The sequence below is a fragment of the Nocardiopsis suaedae genome (assembly GCF_027706745.1).
Classification (GTDB): Bacteria; Actinomycetota; Actinomycetes; order Streptosporangiales; family Streptosporangiaceae; genus Nocardiopsis_A; species Nocardiopsis_A suaedae.
On record NZ_JAQFWP010000040.1, the window covers coordinates 17063 to 40555 of the forward strand.

27 protein-coding genes are annotated in these 23493 nt (G+C 76.0%); 11 read left to right on the forward strand and 16 right to left on the reverse strand.

Translation table 11 applies throughout. The features are described 5' to 3' along the window. Positions 1 to 7: 7 nt before the first annotated feature. Positions 8 to 463 carry a VOC family protein gene (locus O4U47_RS19635; RefSeq protein WP_270679367.1) on the reverse strand — a complete coding sequence of 152 codons (456 nt, stop codon included), beginning with the start codon at positions 461 to 463 and terminating at the stop codon, positions 8 to 10. 46 nt (positions 464 to 509) lie between these two features. Further along, positions 510 to 1121 (reverse strand): TetR/AcrR family transcriptional regulator, encoded by a 612-nt coding sequence (locus O4U47_RS19640; protein WP_270679368.1) that lies wholly within the window; start codon positions 1119 to 1121, stop codon positions 510 to 512. A gap of 175 nt (positions 1122 to 1296) precedes the next feature. Between O4U47_RS19640 and O4U47_RS19645 the strand changes: the two genes are divergently transcribed. Continuing rightward, positions 1297 to 2280, forward strand: a complete 984-nt coding sequence (locus O4U47_RS19645; protein ID WP_270679369.1) for an alpha/beta fold hydrolase — start codon at positions 1297 to 1299, stop codon at positions 2278 to 2280. A 35-nt stretch (positions 2281 to 2315) separates the two neighbouring features. Here O4U47_RS19645 and O4U47_RS19650 read toward each other — a convergent pair whose 3' ends face one another. After that, positions 2316 to 3542, reverse strand: a complete 1227-nt coding sequence (locus O4U47_RS19650; RefSeq protein ID WP_270679370.1) for an MFS transporter — start codon at positions 3540 to 3542, stop codon at positions 2316 to 2318. Positions 3543 to 3622: 80 nt separating this feature from the next. Between O4U47_RS19650 and O4U47_RS19655 the strand changes: the two genes are divergently transcribed. After that, positions 3623 to 4552: a LysR family transcriptional regulator gene (locus O4U47_RS19655; RefSeq protein ID WP_270679371.1), complete on the forward strand. Its 930-nt coding sequence runs from the start codon at positions 3623 to 3625 to the stop codon at positions 4550 to 4552. Positions 4553 to 4638: 86 nt separating this feature from the next. On the opposite strand, the gene O4U47_RS19660 is transcribed toward O4U47_RS19655, so the two are convergent. After that, positions 4639 to 4884, reverse strand: a complete 246-nt coding sequence (locus O4U47_RS19660) for a hypothetical protein (RefSeq protein WP_270679372.1) — start codon at positions 4882 to 4884, stop codon at positions 4639 to 4641. A gap of 330 nt (positions 4885 to 5214) precedes the next feature. Here O4U47_RS19660 and O4U47_RS19665 point away from each other — a divergent pair, with 330 nt between their 5' ends. Continuing rightward, entirely contained in the window at positions 5215 to 6132 is a 918-nt protein-coding gene (locus O4U47_RS19665) for a TIGR03619 family F420-dependent LLM class oxidoreductase (RefSeq protein WP_270679373.1), read from the forward strand. A 279-nt stretch (positions 6133 to 6411) separates the two neighbouring features. On the opposite strand, the gene O4U47_RS19670 is transcribed toward O4U47_RS19665, so the two are convergent. Continuing rightward, positions 6412 to 7281, reverse strand: a complete 870-nt coding sequence (locus tag O4U47_RS19670; protein ID WP_270679374.1) for an MOSC domain-containing protein — start codon at positions 7279 to 7281, stop codon at positions 6412 to 6414. A 993-nt stretch (positions 7282 to 8274) separates the two neighbouring features. Here O4U47_RS19670 and O4U47_RS19675 point away from each other — a divergent pair. From O4U47_RS19675 to O4U47_RS19690, 4 genes are read left to right on the forward strand one after another with little or no spacing between them, the layout of a single operon-like run. Next, a complete protein-coding gene (locus O4U47_RS19675) occupies positions 8275 to 8868 on the forward strand; it encodes a TetR/AcrR family transcriptional regulator (RefSeq protein WP_270679375.1) in 594 nt (197 codons plus the stop codon). After that, entirely contained in the window at positions 8865 to 10076 is a 1212-nt protein-coding gene (locus tag O4U47_RS19680; RefSeq protein ID WP_270679376.1) for an FAD-dependent oxidoreductase, read from the forward strand. The genes O4U47_RS19675 and O4U47_RS19680 overlap by 4 nt, the downstream gene beginning before the upstream one ends. Positions 10077 to 10079: 3 nt before the next feature. Further along, entirely contained in the window at positions 10080 to 10595 is a 516-nt protein-coding gene (locus tag O4U47_RS19685; RefSeq protein ID WP_270679377.1) for a hypothetical protein, read from the forward strand. Continuing rightward, positions 10583 to 11017, forward strand: a complete 435-nt coding sequence (locus O4U47_RS19690; RefSeq protein ID WP_270679378.1) for a GNAT family N-acetyltransferase — start codon at positions 10583 to 10585, stop codon at positions 11015 to 11017. The genes O4U47_RS19685 and O4U47_RS19690 overlap by 13 nt, the downstream gene beginning before the upstream one ends. Positions 11018 to 11048: 31 nt before the next feature. Here O4U47_RS19690 and O4U47_RS19695 read toward each other — a convergent pair whose 3' ends face one another. The 5 genes from O4U47_RS19695 to O4U47_RS19715 form a co-directional block, all read right to left on the reverse strand. Further along, on the reverse strand, positions 11049 to 11378 hold the full coding sequence (locus O4U47_RS19695; RefSeq protein WP_270679379.1) for a hypothetical protein: 330 nt from the start codon (positions 11376 to 11378) through the stop codon (positions 11049 to 11051). Positions 11379 to 11647: 269 nt separating this feature from the next. After that, complete coding sequence (locus tag O4U47_RS19700) at positions 11648 to 12091, reverse strand: hypothetical protein (RefSeq protein ID WP_270679380.1); 444 nt, start codon at positions 12089 to 12091, stop codon at positions 11648 to 11650. A gap of 271 nt (positions 12092 to 12362) precedes the next feature. Then, positions 12363 to 12791 carry a VOC family protein gene (locus O4U47_RS19705; protein WP_270679381.1) on the reverse strand — a complete coding sequence of 143 codons (429 nt, stop codon included), beginning with the start codon at positions 12789 to 12791 and terminating at the stop codon, positions 12363 to 12365. 4 nt (positions 12792 to 12795) lie between these two features. Further along, positions 12796 to 13632, reverse strand: a complete 837-nt coding sequence (locus O4U47_RS19710; protein ID WP_270679382.1) for a helix-turn-helix domain-containing protein — start codon at positions 13630 to 13632, stop codon at positions 12796 to 12798. Between the two features lie 49 nt (positions 13633 to 13681). Further along, entirely contained in the window at positions 13682 to 14419 is a 738-nt protein-coding gene (locus tag O4U47_RS19715; RefSeq protein ID WP_270679383.1) for a CPBP family glutamic-type intramembrane protease, read from the reverse strand. A 119-nt stretch (positions 14420 to 14538) separates the two neighbouring features. Between O4U47_RS19715 and O4U47_RS19720 the strand changes: the two genes are divergently transcribed. After that, positions 14539 to 15156 carry a TetR/AcrR family transcriptional regulator gene (locus tag O4U47_RS19720; RefSeq protein ID WP_270679384.1) on the forward strand — a complete coding sequence of 206 codons (618 nt, stop codon included), beginning with the start codon at positions 14539 to 14541 and terminating at the stop codon, positions 15154 to 15156. Between the two features lie 98 nt (positions 15157 to 15254). Here O4U47_RS19720 and O4U47_RS19725 read toward each other — a convergent pair whose 3' ends face one another. Continuing rightward, positions 15255 to 16034: an SDR family oxidoreductase gene (locus O4U47_RS19725; protein ID WP_270679385.1), complete on the reverse strand. Its 780-nt coding sequence runs from the start codon at positions 16032 to 16034 to the stop codon at positions 15255 to 15257. A gap of 67 nt (positions 16035 to 16101) precedes the next feature. Further along, complete coding sequence (locus O4U47_RS19730) at positions 16102 to 16767, reverse strand: helix-turn-helix domain-containing protein (RefSeq protein ID WP_270679386.1); 666 nt, start codon at positions 16765 to 16767, stop codon at positions 16102 to 16104. A gap of 201 nt (positions 16768 to 16968) precedes the next feature. On the opposite strand from O4U47_RS19730, the gene O4U47_RS19735 reads away from it, so the two are divergent. Beyond that, a complete protein-coding gene (locus tag O4U47_RS19735; protein ID WP_270679387.1) occupies positions 16969 to 17955 on the forward strand; it encodes a TIGR00730 family Rossman fold protein in 987 nt (328 codons plus the stop codon). Positions 17956 to 18035: 80 nt separating this feature from the next. Here the strand turns inward: O4U47_RS19735 and O4U47_RS19740 are convergent, their stop codons facing one another. Next, complete coding sequence (locus O4U47_RS19740) at positions 18036 to 18722, reverse strand: B3/B4 domain-containing protein (protein WP_270679388.1); 687 nt, start codon at positions 18720 to 18722, stop codon at positions 18036 to 18038. Between the two features lie 47 nt (positions 18723 to 18769). Further along, entirely contained in the window at positions 18770 to 19396 is a 627-nt protein-coding gene (locus tag O4U47_RS19745) for a LysE family translocator (protein WP_270679389.1), read from the reverse strand. A 29-nt stretch (positions 19397 to 19425) separates the two neighbouring features. Here O4U47_RS19745 and pdxR point away from each other — a divergent pair, with 29 nt between their 5' ends. Then, on the forward strand, positions 19426 to 20925 hold the full coding sequence (gene pdxR, locus O4U47_RS19750) for a MocR-like pyridoxine biosynthesis transcription factor PdxR (protein WP_270679390.1): 1500 nt from the start codon (positions 19426 to 19428) through the stop codon (positions 20923 to 20925). Between the two features lie 96 nt (positions 20926 to 21021). Next, positions 21022 to 21639, forward strand: coding sequence for a class I SAM-dependent methyltransferase (locus tag O4U47_RS19755; RefSeq protein ID WP_270679391.1), 618 nt, complete (start codon positions 21022 to 21024; stop codon positions 21637 to 21639). A gap of 107 nt (positions 21640 to 21746) precedes the next feature. On the opposite strand, the gene O4U47_RS19760 is transcribed toward O4U47_RS19755, so the two are convergent. Then, positions 21747 to 22385 carry a DJ-1/PfpI family protein gene (locus O4U47_RS19760; protein WP_270679392.1) on the reverse strand — a complete coding sequence of 213 codons (639 nt, stop codon included), beginning with the start codon at positions 22383 to 22385 and terminating at the stop codon, positions 21747 to 21749. 101 nt (positions 22386 to 22486) lie between these two features. Continuing rightward, positions 22487 to 23455 (reverse strand): GlxA family transcriptional regulator, encoded by a 969-nt coding sequence (locus O4U47_RS19765; protein WP_270679393.1) that lies wholly within the window; start codon positions 23453 to 23455, stop codon positions 22487 to 22489. Positions 23456 to 23493 lie beyond the last annotated feature (38 nt).

The following is a 23493-nucleotide window of genomic DNA, read 5'->3' on the forward strand; positions in this document are numbered from 1 at the left end:
CGGCCCCTCAGGTCACGCAGAACTCGTTGCCCTCCGGGTCCTGCATCACCACGGTGTAGTAGGCCGCGCCCGGGTGGTCCATCACCCGCAGGGTCCGGGCGCCGAGCCCGGTCAGGCGCTCGGCCTCGGCCCCGACCCGGGCGCGCCGGTCGGCATAGGGCGCCGACCGGCCGCCGCCGACGCGCAGGTCCAGGTGCAGGCGGTTCTTCCCCGCCTTGGCCTCGGGGACCGCCTGGAACCACACCCGCGGCCCCGCCCCGTCCGGGTCGACGATGGACTCGGGCTCCTCCCCCGCGCCCGGCGGGACCTCCCCCTCGGGCACACCGGCGCAGAGCCAGTACTCGCGCCAGGTGGCGTGCCCGTCCGGGGCGGGCTCGGGCACGTACCCCAGGGCCGCGCACCAGAACTCCACAAGGCGCCGCGGGTCGGCGCAGTCGATGGTCACCTGCAGTGTCGTCCGCATGGGCGCACTCTGCCACCCGCCGCGGACACGGCAGGGGCGGGGCGGTTCAGCCTCGGGCGCCGGGCCCAGACGCCGGTCGGGAGAGCGTGTCGTCCACCGTGGCGCACGCCAGCCCGGCCACGGACCGCAGCTCGGCGTCCGAGGCGCCCGCGCGGCTGAGCACGGCCAGCGACTGGTTGACCGCGACGACGTAGGAGGCGAGCGCGTCGAGCGTCGAGGCGTCGGCCGGGGCTCCCTCCAGCGCCGCGCGCACCCGTCGGCGCTGCGCGTCGAGCAGGCCGCGCACCTTGGCGCTGTCGTCCCCGTCCAGGGCGGGCGCCTGCGCGGCGGACTGGGCGATGAGGCAGCCGCCGGGGACCGAGGGGTCGGCGATGCGGGCCAGGATCACCTCGAAGAAGGCTCCGACCGCGCGCACCGGGTCGCCGGGGTGGGCCGCCAGCGCCTGCTCGAACCGCGCACCGTAGAGGTCCGTGTAGCGGTCCAGGCACCGGCGGAAAAGCGCCTGCTTGTTCCCGAAGGCGCCGTAGAGCGAGCCCCGGCCCAGGCCGGTGGCCGAAGCCAGGGCGTCGAGCGAGGCCTCGGCGTAGCCGCGCTGCCAGAACACCCGCATGGCCTGGTCCAGGGCCGCGTCGACGTCGAACTGCTTCCGGCCGGACACGTGTACGGACCCCCCGCCTTTCGCGTTCTGCAGGAGAGTCTACCCGCATGTTGGAACGACCGGTCCAACTATCTTTGACCGATCGTTCCAACATGTCTAGCGTAGGGCCCGTCCCCCCGCGAGCCCGCTCCGCGGACCCGCGCCGTTTCGTGCCGCCTGCCCCGAAGGAAAGCCCATGCCCGTGCCGCCGACCGACCTGCCCGCCCCCGCCGGCCCCGGCTCCGCCTCCGGTGCGCCCGACCTCCCGGACGGCTTCACCGACACCTTCACCAGCCGCTACGTCGACACCGGAGAGGTGCGCCTGCACGCCGTCACCGGCGGACGCGGCCCAGCACTGCTCCTCATGGCCGGCTGGCCCCAGACGTGGTACGCCTGGCGCCTCCTGATGCCCGCCCTGGCCCGCGACTTCGAGGTCGTCGCGGTCGATCCGCGCGGGGTCGGGCTCTCCGGCAAACCCCGGGACGGGTACGACACCGGCACCCTGGCGCGCGACACGGCGGCGCTCATGGGCGCGCTCGGACACCGGCGCTTCGCCATGGTCGGCCACGACATCGGGATGTGGACCGGCTACGCCCTGGCCGCCGACCACCCCGGCCGCCTCGACCGCCTGGCCCTCGCCGAGGCCGCCATCCCGGGGCTCTCCCCCGCGCCGTCCCTCTTCGGCGCCCGCGCGGCCAACGACCGCCTGTGGCACTTCGCCTTCAACCGCCTGACCGGACTCAACGAGGAGCTGGTGCGCGGGCGCGAACACCTCTTCTTCGGCCACCAGTTCGCCACCAAAGCCGCCAAGGCGCTGCCCGAGCGCGCCGTGCGGTACTACACCGACACGCTCGCCGCCGACCCCGAGGCCCTGCGGTGCAGCTTCGAGTTCTACCGCGCGCTCGATGCGACCATCGCGCAGAACCGGGAGCGCGCGAGGCGGCGGCTGTCCCTGCCCGTCCTGGCGATCGGCGGGGCGGAGAACCTGGGCGCTTCGGTCGGCGAGGCGCTGGAGTCCGCGGCCGACGACGTCCAGACCGCCGTCCTTCCCGAGTGCGGCCACTACCCCGCCGAAGAGGCCCCCGGGGCGATGCTCGCCGCCCTGACCGCATTCCTGGCCCCCTACCGCGACGGCCGGGCCGCGCCGGACACCCCCGGGAATCAGACCACGGGGGCCTGAGCGGTCGGCGGCGCTCACCGACCGGAGCCCCCGGCCTAAGAGCGCCGCCGGTCCATGGCCCACAGCACCGCTACGCCCAGGGCCGCTGTCGCCCCCAGCGCCACCACGCCGTTCCAGCCCCACACCCCCCACAGGCCCCCGGCCAGCCCCGCCCCAAGGGCTCCGCCGCCGAAGAACATCGTCATGAACACCGAGTTGATCCGGTTGCGCGCCTCGGGCCGCAGCGCGTACAGCACGTTCTGGGAGCTGTTGAGCACGAGCTGCTGCCCCACGTCGGCCAGCAGCAGCCCGGCCACCAGAAGCGGCAGCGCCCCGGCGGCCCCCGAGAGCACCGCCCAGGCGGCGGCGATGGCCGCCGCCCCGGCCGCGGTCACCGCGCGCACATGCCCGCGGTCGGCCAGGCGCCCGGCGACCTGCGAGGCCACCGGCCCGGCGGCCGCCTGCAGCCCGAACAGGCCGATGGCCGTCGTCGGCCAGCCGTAGTCCGGGCCGCCCAGCAGCAGCGCCAGACCGGTCCACAGCCCCATGTACCCGGCCGAGGACAGCGCCGCCATGGCCCCGCGCCGGCGCAGCACCGGCTCGCGCGCCGGCAGCCCCACCGTGGAGGCCAGCAGTGCCGGGTAGGCGGGGCGGCCGGGACCGGCCGGCAGCGAGCGCGGCATGGCCAGGCGCAGCGCCGCCGCGGCCGTCGCCAGCAGCAGCGCGGCCGCCCAGTAGGGCGCCGTCCAGCCGCCCGCCTCGGCCAGCGCGCCGGAGACCACCCGGGCCAGCAGGACGCCGGTCAGAAGGCCCGACATCATCGCCCCCACGACGCGCCCCCGGTCGCCGGGCGCGGCCATCCCCGCGCCGGTGCCCACCAGCACCTGCGCGGCGGCCGAGGCGGAGGCGGTGGCCACGGTGGTGGCCAGCAGGACCGGCAGCGAGGGCGCGGCCGCCGAGGCGGCCAGGCCCGCGGCGGCGGCCGCCAGCAGCCCCACCGCCAGGCGGCGCCGCTCGACGATGTCGGCCAGCGGCACCACCAGCAGCAGCCCGGCGCCGTACCCGGCCTGGGCGGCGGTGACGATCAGCGCGGCCGCCGCGGGGGTGGTGCCCAGCGCCCCGGAGATGCGCTCCAGCAGCGGGTGGGCCAGGTAGTTCCCGGCCACGGCGAGGCCGGTGGCCGCCGACATCAGGAACAGCAGTCCGCGGCCGATGCCGGGGTCGGGCGGCGCGGAGGCGGCGGCGTCGGGGGCCGCGGGCGGGGTTCGGCGCGAGATCGTCATGGATTCAGCGTCGTCCCGGTCCAGCCGATCTGTCCAACACATTGTTCTCATCGGATCAATGACCGATTACGATCGATGGGGTGGAACTGCAGCAGATGCGCTATGTCGTCGCGGTCGCCGAGGAGCACAACTTCACCCGGGCCGCCGAGCGGTGCCGGGTCGTCCAGTCCGCGCTGAGCCACCAGGTGGCCCGCCTGGAGCGGGAACTGGGCACGCGGCTGTTCGAGCGCACCAGCCGGCGCGTGCGCCTGACCCCGGCCGGTGAGGCGTTCCTGCCCGCGGCCCGCCAGGCGCTGGAGGCCGCCGAGCGCGCGCGGGCCGAGGCCGGGGCCGCCGCGGGCGAGGTCCGGGGCAGGCTGCGCCTGGGCGCCATCCCCACCGTCACCGCGGTGGACCTGCCCGCACTGCTGGGGCGCTTCCGCGAGCGCTACCCCAAGGCGGGGGTGGCGCTGCGCACCATCGGCAGCGAGGTGATGATCGACCAGGTACGCCGGGGCGAGCTCGACGCCGCCCTGCTGGGCGTGCCCATCGACATGCAGGTGCCGGGGCTGCGCATGCGCGAGCTGGCGACCAACCGGCTGACTGCCATCGTCGCCCCCTCCCACCCCCTGGCCGGGCGGGGGCGCGCCGGTCTGCGGGAGGTGGCCGCCGAGGTGTTCATCGACTTCCCCGCGGGGTCGGCCGGGCGCGCCCAGTCCGACCAGGCCTTCGACGCCGCCGGGCTGCACCGCGAGGTCGCCTTCGAGGTGTCGGGGGCCGACACGATGGTGCGCCTGGTCCGCGAGGGCGTGGGGGTGGGGATGCTGCCCGAGCCCTTCGTCCCCGGGCTGGAGGGGGTGGCGGCGGTGGCGGTGTCCGACGCGCCGGTGCGGGCCGAGCGCCTGGTGTGGGGACCGATGCCCCCGTCCCCGGCCGCGGCGGCGTTCCTCGCGCTGCTGGAGGAGTCCCTCGACGGCGGGCCCGGGGCCGGACGCGGCGAACCGGAGGCGGGTGGCACGGCGGCGGGCTGAGCACCCCGGAGGGCCGCGCGGCACCCGCACCGCCCCTGCACGCCGGTGCTCACGCCGTCCGGCCCAGGGGTGCAGGGTCGCGGCCTTCAGGAGCGCCCGCCCGTGCGCACCACCCGGTCGGCGGCGGGGTCGAAGCACAGCACCGGGGCCGCCCCGCCGCCCTCGGGCTCCATCAGGACGGGCCGCCGCAGGCGTCGGCCGATGGCCCCCAGAAAGCCGCACAGGGCGTCCAGCGACTCCTGGCCCCGGATCTCGCGCACGTCGATGTCGGAGCCGACCTCCTCGGCGTCCTCGAATCGGAAGATCGCCAGCAGCCCCTCGGCGGGCCACACGCGAAGCTCCGGCCACCGGTCGGCGTGCCTGCGCGCCAGTGCGGCCCGCGCCGGGGGGCAGGGGCGGGGCAGTGCCGTCCTCGGTGTAGCGGTGCCGCCACCCGCGCTCGACGACCAGGTCCAGCAGCGACTGCCACCCGTCGGCCGCGGCGCCGGGGACCCTCAGATCGGGCAGCCGCCCGGCCGCCTCGCCGTCGAACAGGTCCCCGACGTCCTCCCACAGCAGGCCGGCCATGCGGCCATGGTCGCATCCGCCGCCCGGACAGGGCCGGTCGGGCGGCCAGGGCTAGGGTCGCAGGCGTTCCGCCCCGATCACCCCTGGAGGCCGCCGTGAAGTTCGGTGTCAACATCCTCAACTTCGGCCGCTACGCCACCCCCGAGCACCTGGCGGGCTGGGCCGTCTTCGCCGAGGAGCGCGGGTTCCACTCGGCGATGATCTCCGACCACATCGCCGTCACCCCGGACGTGGCCGCGCAGTACCCGGCGCCCTTCTACGACCCCTTCGCCACGCTGGCCTGGCTGGCCGGAAAGACCTCGCGCGTGGAGCTGGGCACCACCGTGGCGGTGCTGCCCTACCGGCACCCGCTGGCCACCGCCCGCACGGTCGCCAACATCGACAACTTCAGCGGCGGCCGGATGATCCTGGGAGTGGGCGTGAGCTGGCCGCGCCAGGAGTTCGCGGCCCTGGGCGTGCCCTTCGGCAAGCGCGGGGCGATCGCCGACGAGTACCTCCAGGCGATCATCGGCGCCTGGACCCACGACACCGCCTCCTTCGAGGGGCGGTTCGCGTCCTACGCCGACGTGGCCACCGAGCCGCGCCCGGTGCGCCGGCCGCACCCGCCGGTGTGGGTCGGCGGGGCGAGCAGGGCGGCGATGCGGCGCGCGGTGCGGTTCGGGCAGGCCTGGCACCCGGTGTACCCGCCGCTGGGGTGGCTGCGCGAGGAGGGGCTGCCGGCGCTGCGCGCGCTGGCCGGGCAGGAGGGGCGGCCGGTCCCGGCGTTCGCCCCGCGCATCCGCCTGGAGGTGGCCGACCGGCCCCTGCCCGACGGCGAGCGCCGCGCCGGGGAGGGCAGCATCGAACAGATCCGCGCCGACCTGGAGGAGCTGGCCGCCATGGGCGCCGAGCACGTCCTGTTCGACACTTACCGGGGAGAACCCGACCTGCTGCGCCCGCCCGAGGAGGAGCAGCACATGCTGGCCGAGGTGGCCGAAAAGGTCGTGGACCTCGGGACGGGCACCCTGCGCTGAGAGTCGGCCTGGTTGGGGGCCGGAGCCTTGGACGGCTCCGCCCCGATTTCGTCCGCCCTGATCTTGCCTCCCGGCTTCTCCGAGAAGGGCGCCGCCCACCTGATGCACGGCCTCTGGCGCAACAGCGCGGCCGAGGAGGAGGACGGCAAGGACTTCCCCTGGGAGCCGGAGTGGCAGGAGACGGCACAGCCCCCGGCGCGCGGAGGCCGGCCTCCGCGCGCCGGGGGCTGTGCCGTCTCCTGGTTCCGCGACACCGGCCCCTCAGGGCCGGGCGCCGCCTCACCGGCGGGCCGCCTCCTCCTCGCCCGCCAGGGCCACCAGCGCGCGCTCAGGCCCGGCCCACTCGTCCACCTCGACCTCGTCGCCCACGGCGATGGGGCCGGGATCCAGGACCGCGAACTTGGCGCCGAACACCACGCCGCCCTCGGCCCAGCGGCGGTAGGAGGCCAGTGTGCGCAGCGGCTCGGGCCCCGCCTTCTCCCCGGTCTCCTGGTCCACGGTGGTGACCGCGCAGCGCTTGCAGGGCTTGGAGAAGCCCAGCCCGGTGCCGCCGATGCGCATGGTGAGCACGCCGTCCTCGGTGTGCGGCTCGGGCCATCCCGAGACCACGATGTTGGGGCGGAACCGGTCCATGGGCAGCGCCGGGGCCCCGGCTTCGGCCAGGCGCGCGTTGAGCAGGTCCAGGGAGGACAGCGACAGCACCAGGGCCGCGCTGCTGTCGGCGAAGGCGCTGGTCCCGCTGAAGTGCCCGTTGACCGTGCGGTCGTGCCCGGGGGCGACACGCACCAGGCGGCTGGGCTCGCCCAGGACGTCGGTCAGCCAGCGCGCGGCCTCCTCGCCCTGGTCGACGGCCTCGAAGGGGCGCCCGTGCATGGTGACGCCGGTCCGCGGCCCCTCGGCCAGGACCGGGATGCGGGCCGTCCCGGTTCCGGGGGCCTGCAGGAGCAGGTGCGCCCCGTCGTCCTCCACGCCCGGGCGGATGAGCGCCAGGCGGGGGCTGCCCCGCTGGCTGCGGAAGACCCCTTCGGCGTCGACCACCATGAACGCCCGGTCGTGCGGCAGCCCGGCGGGGGTGGACACCGCCCGGTTCAGGGGCGCCCCTGCGCACCCTTTGACCGGGTAACTGATCAGTGCGGAGACTCGCGGCATGGCGACGACGCTACCGCATTTGCACAGGTCGCTCCGGAACTGGTTCGCCCGCAAAGCGCTGTGGTTCCATCGGAATCGTGGCATTCCACTACCGGGAGGCGCTATGATACGAGGGTGTCTGCCATAGAGCTTTCCAAGGCGGCGCAGGAGTACGGGCCCGTATCCCGGAAAGCACAGCGGACCCGCACCTCCTCATTTCAGGCGGCCCTGGCCGGCGGTCGATTAGGCCGCTAGTCGGGGCCGTTCACACGAAGCAGCACCTCGACGAGGTAGGAAACGAGCGCCTTCAGCACTCCCGCTCCAATCGCAGGAGCGATCCACCAGTGTGAGACTCGCTTCCCGCGCTTCTTTTCACTCAACTCCGCACCCCCCTTTCTCAGGTAGATCAATCACCTAAGATTGCCGGTCACAACTGTCCCGTGAAACGGTCGACGAGACCGAAAAATCGGGACGGTGAGTAGTCTGCGCACTCCAGACGCCTTCTGTGACTGGTGATGATCCCAGGGGTTCAGTGGACGCGCAGCAGATCTGGACAAACTCCAACATTTCAGTCGCCCTACTTCGCCGAAAATTCGGACCATCGGGCATCAAGCTCCAATTTCGCGTTTACAGAAAAATGCTTGAACTTCTTTATGTTCGCATTCAACTACACAAAGTAATCGGAAATTCTCCTGGCGGGCTCGCGCCTTCTGCGGATGCGGACAGGCGTCCTTGGTGCGATCCAGGGTCCAGGCCAGGAGCTCCCCCTCCGTCGGCGCGCGGGACATGATCGCGGCGACGGACTCGAACTCGGCGTAGGCCCGGCGGTCCTGCGGGTCGACCCCGAGGTGATCGCAGAAGGCGGGCATTCGGGCGGGCTCATCGATCCCCCGTCGGAACACGTGCAGGTGTCCCCGTGCCCCCTTCTCAAGGGCGGGGCGGATGTGCCATCCTGGGTTTGGGCAATCGCCCAAGGCGAACGCCCTGAACGATCGACCGAGAAGGAGCGCGACCGTGCCCACCAGCGCCGAACGCGGACGCCACGTCCGCGCCCGACTCCTGCAGGCCGCCGCCGAGCTGGTCGCCGAACAGGGCTGGAACGCGGTGAGCACCCGCATGGTCGCCGAACGCGCGGGCGTGGCGCCCGGCCTGGTGCACTACCACTTCGCCTCGCTGCCCGCCCTGCTGACCGAGGCCGCCGTGCAGGTCATGGAGGGCGTCGTCGACGGCGCCGCGCACGGCCTGTCCCAGGCCCGCACCGCCGCCCAGGCCCTGGAGCTGATGCTCGCCGACCTGGACCGCTACCCCGGCGACGACCCCGCATCCCGGTTGGTCAGCGAGGCCATGCTGGCCTCCGGACGCGACGAGGGCCTGCGCACCGCCATGGCCGGCCTGCTCGAGCGCTTCCGCGCCCGCCTGGGCGACCGCCTGGCCGCCCAGGGCGTGCCCGACCCCCGCGGCACGGCCGCGGTCCTGGCCGCCGCCCTCGACGGGATGATGCTCCACCGCTCCCTGGACCCCGAACTCACCTCGACCGCCGTCGCCCCGGTCCTGGGCCGCCTGCTGCAGGACGGCACCCCGGGCACGGCGCAGGAAGGACATCCATGAAGGCCGTCGTCTGCGGCGCCGGCATCGCCGGACTCGCCGCCGCCCACCGCCTGGCCCACCACGGGCACGGCGTCACCGTCCTGGACAAGGCGCCCTCGCCGCGCCCCCAGGGCTTCATGATCGACTTCTTCGGGCCCGGCCACGACGCCGCCCGCGCCATGGGCCTGCTGCCCGCCCTCGACCGGGCCGGGTACCGCTTCCGCGACGCCGCCTTCGTCGACGAGGCAGGGCGCGTGCGCGCCACCGCGCCGTTCTCGGCCTTCGCCCAGGCCATGGACGGCCTGATCTCCATCATGCGCCCCGACCTGGAGGAGGTGCTGCGCACCGCCCTGCCCGACGGCGTCGAACTGCGCTACGGCGCCCGCGTCACCGGCGCCGAGAGCGGACCCGACGGCGCGGCCGCCCTCCTGGAGGACGGCGGGCGCGTCGAGGGCGACCTGCTGGTGGGCGCCGACGGCATCCACTCGCCCGTGCGCCGCGCCCTGTTCGGCGACGACCCCGGCCACCTGCGCCACCTGGGCTTCCACACCGCCGCCTACACCTTCGAGGACCCCGAGGTGCACGCCCGGGTCAAGGACCGCTTCTGCCTGACCGACACCACCGGCGCGCAGATGGGCCTGTACGGCCTGAGCGACGGAAGGGTCGCCACCTTCATCGTCTTCCGCAGCGAGGACCGCACCCTGCCCGAGGACCCGCGAGCGGCCCTGCGCCGCGCCTGCGCCGGGCTGGGATGGCTCGTCCCGCGCGCGCTGGAGGCCTGCCCCGAACCCGATGAGATCTACTACGACCACGTCGCCCAGACCGTGGTGCCCTCCTGGTCGAGCGGGCGGGCCGTGCTGGTGGGCGACTCGGCCTACGCGGTGTCCCTGCTGGCCGGGCAGGGCGCGTCCCTGGCCGTCGGCGGCGCCTACCGCCTGGGCGAGGAGCTGGCCCGCGCCGACACCGTCGAAGAGGGGCTGCGCGCCTACGAGCGGGGCTGGCGCCCGGTGGCCGAGGAGCGCCGGAGGGCGGCGCTGCGCACCGCCCAGTGGTTCCTGCCCCGCTCCCGGGCCCGGCTGCGCGCCCGCCGACTGATGCTGCGCCTGCTGGCACTTCCGGGCACGAGCAGGCTCCTGGCCCGGATGCTGACCGGCAAGCCCGCAGCCGCGGCCCCCAAGAACAGCGGCCGGACCGGCGTCCCCGTCTCCTCCTCGGGCCGAGGGCGCTGAAAGGTGCGCGACGGAACCCGGCGGCCGGAACGCCCCCTGGCCCTGATCGACGTCGACGGCGTCCTCAACCCCTACGCCGCACCCGCCTGTCCGCCCGGGTACCGGGAGGTCGACCTGTTCCCCGGCGAGGAGCCGGTCCGGGTCCGCCCCGGCCACGGGGACCTGTTGCGACGGCTGGAGACCGCCTTCGACCCGGTGTGGGCCACGATGTGGGAACGGGACGCACCACGCCTGCTCGGGCCGCTGCTCGGCGTGCAGGACTACCCCGTCATCGAGTTCGGCGCCCACGTGCCCGGCCCCAAACTGCCCGGGGTCCGACGCGCCGTCGGCGAGCGCCCCCTGGTCTGGTTCGACGACCTGCACGGCGCCTCGGCGGCACTGTGGGCGGCCCGGCGCCGCGCGCCCACGCTCCTGGTGCCGGTGGACCCGGCCCGCGGCTTGGGGCACGGGCACATCGACGAGGCAATGGCTTTCGCCGAGCGCACGGCCACCGGCACAATCGGCCCGTGGACGGCATAGAGATCAGCACCGACCCGGCGCGCATCGACCGGCCGTGGCTGTGGAAGGCCCTGACCACCAGCCCGGACGTGTACTGGGCCAAGTTCCGCACCCGCGAGATGTTCGACGCCCAACTGGACGCCGCCTGGCGCCTGGTGGGCGCCTATGAGGCCGGCACCGGGCGCATGGTGGGCTTCGCCCGCGCCGCGAGCGACGGCGCGGCCCTGGCCTACCTGGCCGACGTCTACGTCGACCCGAGCGCGCGCGGCCGCGGCCTCGGACGGGCGATCCTGACCGCGATGATCGACGACGGGCCCGGCCGCGACTTCCGGTGGATGCTGCACACCGACGACGCGCACGGACTCTACGCCGAGTTCGGGTTCGCCGCCCCCGACACCACCTACATGGAGCGCCGCCCGCGCATGCCGCACGTTAGGCCCTGAGCCCTACGCCGCGACCGCTCAGGTCCGCCGGTCAGCGGCCCGGCCGCCCGATCCCGGTGAGGAGCGGCGCGAAGTGGCCGCCGTCCCCCTCGGCGAAGGCGGCGAGCATGGCGGCGGCGTTGGCGCGGTCGGTCCGGTCCGGTCCGTCCGCGGCCGACTCCTTCTCCGGCACCCACGTCTCGAGCTTGGCGGAGTAGCCGACGAGCACATCGGGACCGCCCGCCGCGTCCAGCGCCGATTCGGCGATGTGGGCCACCGCGCCCTGCAGCGGGGCGCGGTCGCCGTGGCCGTCGGGGCCGGAGGCCGTCTTGACGGCCTCGTTGAGGTCGACCGCGGTGGGCGCGACGACGGCGAACTCCAAGTCGAGCAGTGCGACGACCCGGCCGTGGCGCCACCGCGTGTTCGGTGTGCAAATCGCCGTGGTTCAGGGCCGGGGCGGCGCCGGGCAGTGCGGCCCAGAAGCGGTCGAGTACCCGGCCGACCCCCTTGGCCCGGGGGTGCGGTGAGCTCGCCAGCCGTGACGAGCCGTTCGAGGCGGGCCGAGGCCTCCCCCGGGCTCCGGGGGAAGAACGGCGGCCGGGGGCGCGCGTGCGGTACGGCGGCGGCCCGGCCGGCCCTTACCTGGGCCGGTCAGGCCGCCCGGGTCTGCTCGGCCCACTCGCGCAGCAGCGCGAAGTCCTCCCCGGCCAGCCCGCGGGAGGCGTCGATGCGCAGCAGCAGGACGTGCGCCGGGTGGTGCTGGTCCAGCCACTCGCGGTCGCTCTGGCCCGGCTCGTCGTCGATCCAGGCGAAAGGGCGCTCACCGGCCCAGGCCGACAGCTCGCGCGTCTTCCAGTGCAACCCTGAGGGGTCGGGGGTGCGCGGGGAGGACCACGGCACGACCGGCAGCTCGGGCAGGCCCAGGTGCGGGCCGATCCAGGTGTTGGCGTCGTGTTCCCAGGTGGTCGCCCAGACCGGCTCCATGGGCAGCTCCAGCAGCTGCGGACCGTGGGCCGGGTCCAGCCGCACCGTCAGCGGCGGCACGCGCGCGGGCGGCGTGCCCGGGTGCGCCCTGAGCCAGGAGTCGGGCTTCATGCGGTGGGAGGTGTAGCCCTTGGGGCCGGGGAAGGGCCGCTCGAACGGGTTCAGCGGGCCGTCGACGTCGATGAACAGCAGGGGGAGGCTGCTCGCGGGGATCAGGGGGCCTCCTTGAAGGCTGGAGCGGGCCGGGACGCGGATGGCGCCCCGTCTTCCATTTAGGACGCTCGCAGAGCCCGTTCCGTTCCCGCATTGGACACGGTCCGGCACTTGGCGGCGGCCGCCGGGGCCGCCCCCAAGTGCCCTTCCCTGTTCGGGCCGCGCCTCCTCAGGGTCCCCCGGCCCCCTGCGCGCCGCCCGGCTCGGCCCCCGGGTAGGTACCGAAGGTGAACACGTTGCCCTCCGGGTCGGCCACGGTCACATTGCGCGACCCGTAGTCGGTGCCGTAGGGCTCCTGAATGATGTGGGCCCCGTGCTCGACCGCGCGCGCGTGCACCCGGTCGGGGTCGGCGGTGACGACGTACAGCTGCGCGGGCCGGGCGTCCTCCTCAGAGCCCAGGGAGCCGAACATCAGCCCGCCGCCCTCGGGCCAGCGGACCTCGCAGTGCCCGATCCCCCCTCGGCCGCGCACGGTCAGCGCCTCGGTGAAGCCCAGCACCCCGGTCAGGAACTTCAGGGCCGCCTCGGCGTCGCGGTAGCCCAGGCCCGGCCAGACGCCGGGCCCCGGGGCGGGTGTGGTGGTCGCTTCGTCGCTCATGGCCTCAGGATGGCCCGGCGGGCACCGGCAGGTCTTGGAGAAATGGGAGCTCATCGCGCATCCACTGGGCCGGGGTGCACCCGGCCAGCTCGCGCCACTCGTTGGTCATGTGGGCCTGGTCGGTGAACCCGCACTCGGCGGCCACCGCCGCCAGGACCGGCGGGCGGGCGCGCAGCGCGCGGCTGCTGCGCTCGAACCGGGCCAGGCGGGCGGCCTGCTTGGGCGAGACCCCCACCTCGGCGCCCATGCGCTGGGCCAGATGGCGCCTGGACCACCCCACGCTGTCGGCCACCCGCCCCACGCGCACGGCCCCGTCGGCGCACAGCAGACGCCAGGCCCGGGCCAGCTCCCCGGGGACGGCGCCGCGCGGGCGCCGGCGCTCCAGCCCCCACAGCAGCGCCCGGTCCACCTCGGCGAAGACCTCCGCCCACGCGCGGGCCCGGGACAGCCGCTCGGGCAGCAGGCGCGCCCAGGGCACCGGGAGGTCCCCGGCGTCCACCGTGGTGCCGGACAGGTCGGCGGCGCCGACCCCCAGCAGGGCGCGCACCGCCAGCGGGTGCACGGCCAGCTGGACGCCGCGCTCGGGGCCCCGCCCCAGCAGGACCGGGCGCATGTGCAGGCCCCCGACGACGGCCCGCAGGCGCACCGGGCCCTGCTCGGCGCCGGGCCCGCCCAGCAGGTCCATGGGCTCGCCCAGCGACAGGGCGACGGTGACGGCCCCCGAGGGCAGGCCCAGGTGCACCGGCGGCGCGCCGCCCGGGTCCTGGCGGGCGTAGCCGATGTAGGGCGCGACCATCCCCTCCAGCGCCGGGTGGGGACGGGCGGTGCGGAACTCCTCCACCCTGCCCACGGTAGCGGCCCGCGCCGGGGCGCGCCCGCCGCGCGGCGGCTCACGGCAGCCCGCAGGCCAGCAGGAAGATCGCGACCCCGTGCGCCGCGGCGGCCGGGGCCACGCCCCAGCGCATCCGCAGCAGGGCGCAGACCAGGCCTTCGTAGAGCGTGAAGGCCAGCAGGGGCCAGCCCGCGCCGGTCACCACCGAGGCCAGGAAGGAGTGGCAGGCCGCGAAGAGCAGCGCCGAGGCCAGGGCCGCGCGCAGCGGGGAGGCGTCCTGCTCCAGCCGCCCCTGGACGAACCCGCGGAAGAGCACCTCCTCGGCGAGGTTGCCGCACAGGCACACCAGCAGCAGGGCGGGCAGCACCGCCGCGGCCACCTCGCCGCCCCTGGCCTCCGGCGGGGTCCCGGCGGCCGCCCACAGCAGGGGCGCGGCCGCCACCACCCCGCCCGCCGCGCCGGCCGCCACCGGCCCGGGGCGCGCGCACCAGCGCACCAGGCGCCGCAGGTCCGGCAGGAGGGCGAGCACCGCCCCGGTCGCGGCCAGGGAGCCCGCGCCCAGCGCCGCCAGCGACCAGGGGTCCTCGGTGAAGCGGATCCACAGCCCGCCCGGCCCCGAGCCCAGCCGCCACAGCCCGGCCGGGGTCATGGCGTCGCGGACCAGCACGAAGGCCAGCACCAGGACGAGGACGGGCCACAACGGCTCGCGCACGCGGCGCCCGGCGGCCAGGCAGGCCACCAGCAGCACCAGGCCGGGCGCGGCGATCGGCAGGTAGGCGGACAGCGGGGCGGGCACGGCGGCCCCCTTTCGGAGGGCGGAGGGCACGGACACGGGGCGCCGGGTGCGCGAGCCGGGCGCCCGCCCCACCATGATGTGAGCAATGCTCAGATTCCGGTACTCGCGTTGGAGGCCCCATGGACCACGGGCGCCGAAGCCCCCGCCAGCAGCGCTCACGCCAGACGGTGGCCTGGATCCTGGAGGCCGCGGCTCAGCTTTTCCGCGAGCACGGGTACCTGGCGACCACCACCAACAAGGTCGCCGAGCGCGCCGGGGTGTCCATCGGGTCGCTGTACCAGTACTTCTCCGACAAGGACGATCTGCTGGCGGCCCTGGCCGAGGAGCACATGGAGCGCACCGCACGCGAGGTCGAGGACGCCCTGGCCGCGTGCGCGCGCGAGGAGGCGCCGCTGCCGCGCCTGGTGGGCGCGCTGGCCGAGGCCGCCGCGCGCGCCCACATGCACGATCCCGGCATCCACCCGCTGCTGATCGACCAGGCGCTGCACCGGCCCGACCTCGTGGACGGGCTCCGGGCCCTCGAAGGGCGCATCGCCGCCTCCCTGGCGGCCGAGCTGCGCCGCGTGCATGGCGGCGGCCCGGACCCGGCGACGGCGGCACTCCTGGCCGTGCAGGGCATCAACGCCCAGGTCCACGGGGCGTTGCTGTGGCCGCCGCCCGGCCGCACGGCAGATGAGGTGCTCAAAGCGCTGGTGCGGATGTGGACGGCGGCGCTGGGGGCCGCGCCGGAGCGGTGAGGCCTATCCGATCCGCTGCCCGGCCAACGGCACCACGGTGGCCGCGTATCCCGTGGAGCGGCACGTGCGGTTCGTCGACCGGTGTGGCCCCGTTCAGATCACACGAGCCCGCCGTCGGCGCGCACGGTCTGGCCGGTCAGCCACCCCGCCTCAGGCGAGGCGAGCACCACCACCGCGTCGGCCACGTCGCCCGGGCGGCCCAGGCGCCCCAGGGGCGTCATCGCGGCGACCGCGTTCCTGCCCTCCTCGGGGACGGCGCCCCGCAGCAGGTCGGTGTCGGTGGGTCCCGGCGCGACGCTGTTGACCGTGATGCCGCGCGGCCCCAGCTCCCGGGAGGCCACGCGCGCCAGCAGCTCGCAGGCGGCCTTGCTGGCCGCGTAGGCGCTCTCCCCGGGGCCGGGCCAAAAGGTGGTGGCCGAGGTGACGGCCACCACGCGCCCGCCCTCGCCCATGCGCCGCGCCGCCTGGCGCAGGGTGAGGAAGGTGCCCTTGGCGTTGGCGGCCATGACGCGGTCGAACTCCTCCTCGCCCGCCTCGGCCAGCGGCGCCGAAGCGGTGATCCCGGCGTTGGCCACCACCGCATCCAGGCGCCCGGGGGCGCCGTGGCCGGAGAAGAAGGACTCGGCCTCGTCGAACAGTCGCTCGACGTCCTGGGCGCGGCCCATGTCGGCCCGCACGGCCCTGGCGCGGCCGCCCCTGTCGGCCACGGCCCGCTCCACCTCGCGTGCGGCGTCCTCATCGCGTGTGTAGCAGAAGGCGACCAGGTAGCCCCGCTCGGCCAGCCGCTCGACGACGGCCCGCCCGATGCCGCGCGAGCCCCCGGTGACCACGGCGGTGGAAGGGGTACGGGAAGTGGTGTCAGCGGTCGGTGTATCCATGCGGCAAACGTAGGGACGATTCAGGACCGTTTCGGTCCTCGATTCCGCATTCGACGGCGCGCCGCGTTCAGGCCGGCCCGCCCCGCACGGCCGCCCACCCGTTCACACGCCTGCCGCTCACCCGGGTCGGCATCATCCGCACATAGGCCTCGCGCTCCCCGCCCGCCCACGGCCGCACCGGCGCCGCGGCCTGCAGCCCACGCACGTCGCGGTCGTCCTCCACCAGGACGGCCCGGCCCGTGGCCAGCACCGACCACCCGCTGCTCATCGCCTCGTCCATCCGGTCCACCTGGAAGGAGACCCAGGCCGGCAGGTGGCGGGCGAGCTCTCCGGCGGCCCGGGTGCGGAACACGATGTCGGAGGCCGCCACCGCGAAGTTCACCGGGAACACCAGCGGCGCCGACGCCCCCACGGGGGTGAACGCCACGCGCCCCACCCCGCCCGCGGAGATCAGCTCCCTGCACGCCGAGGAGGGCAGCTCCTCCAACCGCAAAGCCGGGCTCTCGGGCAGGTGCGCCCCCTCCTCCCCGAGCAGCTCCTCGGGCGTGACCTCCAGCGCCCGCGCCAGCCTGCACACGGACCAGTGGGTCAGCGGACGGGGGTGATCCTCCACAAAGGCCACGAACCCCTCGGCCAGGCCCGCCCTGCGGGCCACCTCGTCGCGCCGCAGCCCCAGCGCCCTGCGGCGCTGGGCCGCCCGCCTGCCGACCGCGGCCTCCTCCGACCTGCTCATCGCGCACCCCCGGATCGCGCCGGGCGCCCTCGGCCCCGTGCCGGAGCACCCCCTCCAGTCTCCCGGGGGCCGGGCGGCGTTCCCCAGGGACGTTGGTCCCCGCGCGGCCGGATCACCCGCCCCCGGAAACGGGCGCCGGGGCGCGCACGCCCCTGCACGAGCGGTCAGGGGGTCCAGCGCATCCGTGCGAGCATGTGCCCCATGACCCTCCACCGCGTCTGCGTCCTCGCCGGGTCCGACCCGGGCACCGACCCCTCCTTCACCCGCGCCGCCGAGGAGCTGGGCGCCCTGCTCGCCGACCGCGGGATCGGCCTGGTCTACAGCGGATCGGACCGCGGCCTGACCGGGCGCGTGGCCGACGCCGCACTGGCCGCCGGAGGGCGCGCCACCGCCGTGGTCCCCCAGTCCATGCGCACCCGCGAGACGCTCCACCCCGGCCTGCGCGACCTGCGCACGGTGGCCACCCACCACGAGCGCAAGTCCGCCCTGGCCGAACTGGCCGACGCCTTCATCGCCCTGCCCGGCGGCCTGGACACCCTGGACCACATCGCCGAGGCGGCCTCCTGGACCCAGGCCGGGCTGCACGCCAAACCCGTCGGGCTGCTGGACGTGGGCGGCTACTGGAGCGACCTGGCCCGCCTGCTCGACCACTTCGCCCGCCAAGGGCTGATCCGGCGCCGCCACCGCGCCATCGTCGTCTCGGCCGGGCGGCCGGACGCGCTGCTGGACCGCCTCACCGCCTGGGACCCCGCCCGCCCGGCCCCGCAGGTCCCCCCGCGCGGGCCGCTGCTGGGCGCCAGCACCGTGGTCGTGCGCCAGGGGCGCGTGCTGCTCGGGCGGCGCAGGGGCGCCCACGGGTCGGGTACCTGGTCCTTCCCCGGCGGCAAGGTGGACGCGGCCGAGGCCCCCGAGGCGGCCGCGGCGCGCGAACTCCGGGAGGAGACGGGGCTGCGGCCGGTGCGCATCTCCCCCATCTGCTGGACCAGCGACGTGTTCGCCCCCGAGGGGCTGCACTACATCACCCTGCACCACCGAGTGGAGGCCCAGGGCGAACCCCGGGTCGTCGAGCCCGACAAGACCGAGGGCTGGTCCTGGCACGACTGGGACGAGCTGCCCGAGCCGCTGTTCCCCCCGGTGGCCTCCCTCGCGGCCACCGGCTGGCGGCCGGATGCCCCCGCACCCGCATGACCCCAAAGGCGGGAGGAGCTGGACCGGGTCGCCGAACCGGCTCCGGGGCGTGCCCGCGGCCCGCGGGTGGGACGGCGGACTCAGAACTCGAACACGCGCGCACTCCCCTCCAGCACCGCCGTTGACGTGTGCGCCCCCCACAGCGCGCCCAGGCACTCGGCCAACTCCGCGGCGAGCTCACCCACATCACCGGCCGCCCCCTCGTGCAGGCCCTCGGCCACCACCAGCACCTCACCCGTGCCCGGCCCCACGCCCGAGGCGGCGCTCTGGCGCCCCGCCCACCGCCGCGAGTGCGCCACCCCCGCCCCCTGGGCGTAGACCACCTCCCCCGGCTCCACACGCTCCACCCGCCCCGACAGGTCGGTGAACTCCTCCGTCCCCCGGGCGTGGCGCACCTGCAGGTCCCCGCCCACCCCCGCGACGTCGACCACCGCCACCGGCACCGCATAGGCCAGCGACGCCGCATTGCACAGATCCACCAGCGGGTGCACCCGCGGCAGCGCCCCCTCCCTGCGCCAGCGCCGCAGCAGCGACTCCGCCGCGCACCGGTGCTTGGTCGGCTTGAACCCCATGGCCGCATAGGCGCGCCGCCACGCGCGGATCGGCTCCAGCTCGCCCTCGGCCGCCCGCCGCGCCCGCGCGCGCTTCTCGAACGCCGAGACCGCCTCGTCCACCGGCGCCGGACCGCCCACGCCCCGCGCCCGCACCACGCCTGCGGCCAGGGAGGGGAACTCCTCCCAGACCCGGTCTGAGTGCTCGAACCGCATACCTCGTCCCCTTTCGAATCGTCCGCTCGTCCACACCCGCCCAGGCCTCACACGCCGTCCACCGCCAGACGCACCGCCAGCACGGCGAACGCCCCGGCGAAGACGCGCCGCCCCCACACCCCCGCGCGCCCGCCCTGCACGATCCGGCCGCGCACCAGCGCGGCCAGGCCCCCGTACAGCGCGAACACCGCGAAGGTCACCGCCATGAACACGGCGCTGAGCACCGCCATCACCGCCGCCCCGCCCGCACCCGGCCCGCCCGGCGCGAACTGCGGCAGGAACGCCAGGAAGAACACCGTCAGCTTCGGATTGAGCAGGTTGACCGCCACCCCCGAGGCCAGCACCCGCAGCACCGGCTGCGGCCCCTCCTGCGCCGGGGCCGCCAAAGGGCCCCGCTCCCGCAGCAGCCGCCAGGCCAGGAACAGCAGGTAGGCCACCCCCGCCCAGCGCACGGCGGCGAACACCGCCGACCCGGCCTGCATCAGCGCCGCCAGCCCGCCCACCGCCAACGCCGCGTGCGGGACCGTGCCCAGCGTGCACGCCAGCGCCGCCACCACCCCCGCCCGCACACCGCGCGCCGCGGCGGCCGCCATGGTGAACACCGCCCCCGTGCCCGGCAGCGCGGCCACCACCAGGCACGTGACCAGAAACTCCGCCGACACCGCACCGTCCATGGCCCCCACCCTCCCGCCACAATGGACCGGTGGACAGAGCCAAACACACCCCGCCCGACTGGTCCGAACACGCCGGGGCCGACTTCCTCCAGCTCGACCCCGCCCACGCCCCGCCCGGCGGCCTGTCCCACTGGATCGCCGAGAGCGTGCGCACCGCCATCGGCGACGGCCGCCTGCCCCTGGGCTCGCGCCTGCCGCCCGGCCGCCGCCTGGCCGCCGAACTCGGGGTGGCCCGCGGCACCGTCACCGAGGCCTACCGCCGCCTGGCCGAGGACGGGCACGTGGCCCGGCGCGGCCGCGCCGGGACCGTGGTGGTCGCCGCACCGGCCACCGCCCCGGCGCCCCCGCCCCCCGACACCGGGCACGCGCCCGCCGACCCCTTCACCGGCGCCCCCGGCCCCGGGGTCTTCGACGCCCTGCGCGCCGCACCGGCCCGCATCGACCTCACCCCGGGCGTACCGGACCTGGCCGCCTTCCCCCGCGCCGCCTGGCTGCGGGCCGAACGCGCCGTCCTGGCCCAGGCCTCCCCCGCCCTGCTGGGCTACGGCGACCCGCGCGGCGCGGCCCCGCTGCGCGCGGCGGCCGCCGCCTGGCTGGCCCGCAACCGCGGGATCCGCGCCGACCCCGGACGGGTGGTCGTGGTCGCCGGCACCGCCCAGGCGCTGGGCCTGGTGGCGCACGTCCTGGCCGCCGAGCGGGTGGGGGAGGTCGCCGTGGAGGACCCCGGCTCCCTGGGGGTGCGCCAGCACCTGGCGCACTGGGGCATGGCCACCCCGCCGGTGCCCGTCGACGCCGACGGGGTGCGGGTGGAGGCGCTGCACGCCACCGGCGCCCGAGCGGTCCTGCTCACCCCCGCCCACCAGTACCCCACCGGCGCGGTGCTGGCCCCCCACAGGCGCCGCGCCCTCATCGACTGGGCCCGCGGCACCGGCGGCCTGGCCGTCGAGGACGACTACGACGCCGAGCACCGCTACGACCGCCCGCCGGTGCCCGCCCTGCGCGCCATGCTGCCCGACCACGTCTTCTACACCGGAAGCGTGTCCAAGCTGCTGGCCCCGGCGCTGCGGCTGGGCTGGGCGCTGGCCCCCGAGCGCCACCACGGCGCGCTGGTGGAGGCCAAGCGCTTCGCCGACCTGGGCAGCGCCGTACTGCCGCAACTGGTGCTGGCGCGCCTGATGGAGTCGGGCGAGCTGGAACGCCACCTGCGCCTGCTGCGCAGACGGCACCGGCGGCGGCGCGACGCCCTCATCGCCGCGCTGGCCGAGCGCCTGCCCCGCGCCCGCGTGCACGGGGCGGCCGCGGGCCTGCACCTGACGGTGACCTTCCCCGGCGGCCCCGACGGCCCGGCCTTCGACGACACCGCCCTGGCACGGGCGGCGCTGCGCGAGGGCGCCAAGGTCCACCCGCTGTCCTGGCACCGGGTGCGCACCGGGGAGCCGGGGCTGGTGCTGGGCTATGCCGCCACCCCGGCCGGGCGCATGGACGAGGCGGCCGACATGCTGGCCCGCGCGCTGGCGCGGGCCGGGTGACCCGCACCGCCCGCCGCGCAACCGCCGCCCCCGGATCCGGCTCCGGCCTACGGCCGTGCGGCGCGCCGGCGCCGCACGCCTCCTAGTCTTGCGCGCATGGGAACACCGCCCCGCGCGCCGTACTGGAACACCAACGTCGCCCGCCACCGCGGCATCCTGCGCGCCGTGCCCCAGGGGTGTACACGCGCGCTGGACGTGGGGTGCGGGGACGGGCTCCTGGCGCGGCGGCTCGCGGCGGTGTGCCCCGACGTCACCGGGATCGACGCCTCACCCGACATGACCGCCCTGGCCCGCGCCCAGCACGCCGACGCGCCCGGCCTGGACCTGCTCACCGGCGACTTCCTGACCGCCGACCTGCCCGAGGGCGCCTTCGGCTTCGTGTGCTCGGTCTCGACCGTGCACCACATGGACTTCACGGCGGCGCTGGAGCGCATGCGGGCGCTGCTGCGCCCCGGCGGGGTACTGGCGGTGGTCGGGCTGGCCCGGGAGGACGGCCCCGCGGACCTGGCGATCTGGACCGCCTGCGCCCCCGTGGTGCGCACGGCCAAGGTCGCGCTCCGGGCGCGCGGGCCGCAGGGCATGCCCGAGGCCGACCCGCAGATGAGCTACGCCCAGGTGCGCCGCTCGGCCCACCGCCTGCTGCCGGGTGTGCGCTACCGGCGCCACGTGCTGCGGCGCTACTCGCTCACCTGGCGCAAGCCCCGCTCTCCGTAGGGCGTGCCACTCGGACCATCTTCGGCTTACGACCACGCCCCTGCTGCGCCGCTTCGCGATCATCGCGAGCCGGTGCAGCAGGGGCGACGGCCCCGCCCCGCGCCGCCTCAGCCGCCCAGGACCTTCTCGGGGTTCTCGCGCAGGATGCGCACCAGGTGCTCGGGCGCCTTGGCGGGCGACCCGGCGTCATAGGGCGGCTGCGGGTCGTACTCCACGGCCAGCTGCAGGGCCTGGGCGAACTCCTCGCCCTCGATGCGCCCGCACAGCTCCAGCGCCATGTCGATGCCCGCCGACACCCCCGCCGCCGTCACGTACTTGCCGTCGCGCACCACCCGCTCGGGCAGCGGCACGGCGCCGTAGGCCGACAGCCCCTCCATCGCCGCCCAGTGGGTGGTGGCGGGCCTGCCCCTGAGCAGCCCGGCCGCCGCCAACAGCAGCGACCCGGTGCACACCGTGGCCATCCAGGTCGCCCCGGCGTCCACGGCGCGCAGCCACTCCAGCAGCGGTTCGCGCTCCATCAGAAGGCGCTGGCCCGGACCGCCGGGCACCAGCACGATGTCGGGCGAGCGCACCTCCTCCAGGGCCGCGTCGGCGCTCACCCCCAGCACGCCGGTGTCGCTGCGCACCGGCCCCCGCTCCTCGGCGCACACCACCGTCTCGGCCCCGGGCAGGCGGGACAGCAGCTCATAGGGGCCCACCGCGTCCAGGGCGGTGAACCGGTCATAAACAACGATGGCGATCTGCATTTGTCCACTCACTTTCGGTAGTCGTCAACGGGTGCGGCAGGACCGGGTGCGCCGCGCCGCCCCTGTGGGCGCGGCCCCCGCCCGGCCCCAGGCCCCGGCCCTCAGGCGGCCGTGCGGAACCGCATCCGGTAGCGCCCCGGCGAGCAGCCCAGCCTGCGGGTGAACGCCCGCCGCATCGCCTCGGCCGACCCGAACCCGCACGCCCGCGCCACCGCGTCCACCCCCTCGTCGGTCTCCTCCAGGCGCCGCCGCGCCTCGTCCAGGCGCACCGACTCCACGTACCGGCCCGGCGTCATGCCCGCCTCGCGGGCGAAGACCCGGGCGAAATGGCGCGGGGAGAACCCCGACCGGGCCGCCAGCGCCTCCACCGACAGGTCGGCGCCCGGGTTCTCGGCGATCCAGTGCTGCAGCTCCCGCAGCGGGGGCCGGTCGGCGCCCCGGGCGGCCAGGTGGGCGCTGAACTGGGCCTGCCCGCCGGGCCGGCGCAGGTAGACCACGAGCACCCGGGCCGCCCACAGGGCCGCGTCCTGGCCCAGGTCCTCCTCCACCAGCGCCAGCGCCAGGTCGATCCCGGCGGTCACCCCGGCCGAGGTGGACACCCGCCCGTCGCGCACGAAGATGGGGTCGGACTCCACGCGCACCCCGGGGAAGCTCCGGGCCAGGCTCGCGCACAGGTCCCAGTGGGTGGTGGCGCGCCGCCCTTCCAGCAGCCCCGCCTCCCCCAGCAGGAACGCGCCCGAGCACACCGACACCACCCGCCGGGCCGCGGCGGCGTTGGCGGCCAGCCACTCCACCAGGCGCCCGTCGGGCTCCAGGGTGCCCACGCCCCCCGGCACCACCAGGGTGTCGACCGGCCCGACCTCGTCCAGGGACGCCTGCGGGGCCAGCCCCATGCCGCTGGAGCAGCGCACCGTCGCCCCGTCCGCGCTGGCCTGCACGATGCGGTAGGCGGGCCCGCGGCCGCCGGCGCGGCTGTAGGCGTCGGCGACGGCGAAGACCTCCATGGGCCCGGCCACATCCAGGCTCTGCACGCCCTCGAAGAGGGCGACGACGACGGTGCGCTCGCTCATGGCCCCAGCCTGTCCGGTGCCGGGCGTGTCGGCAATGA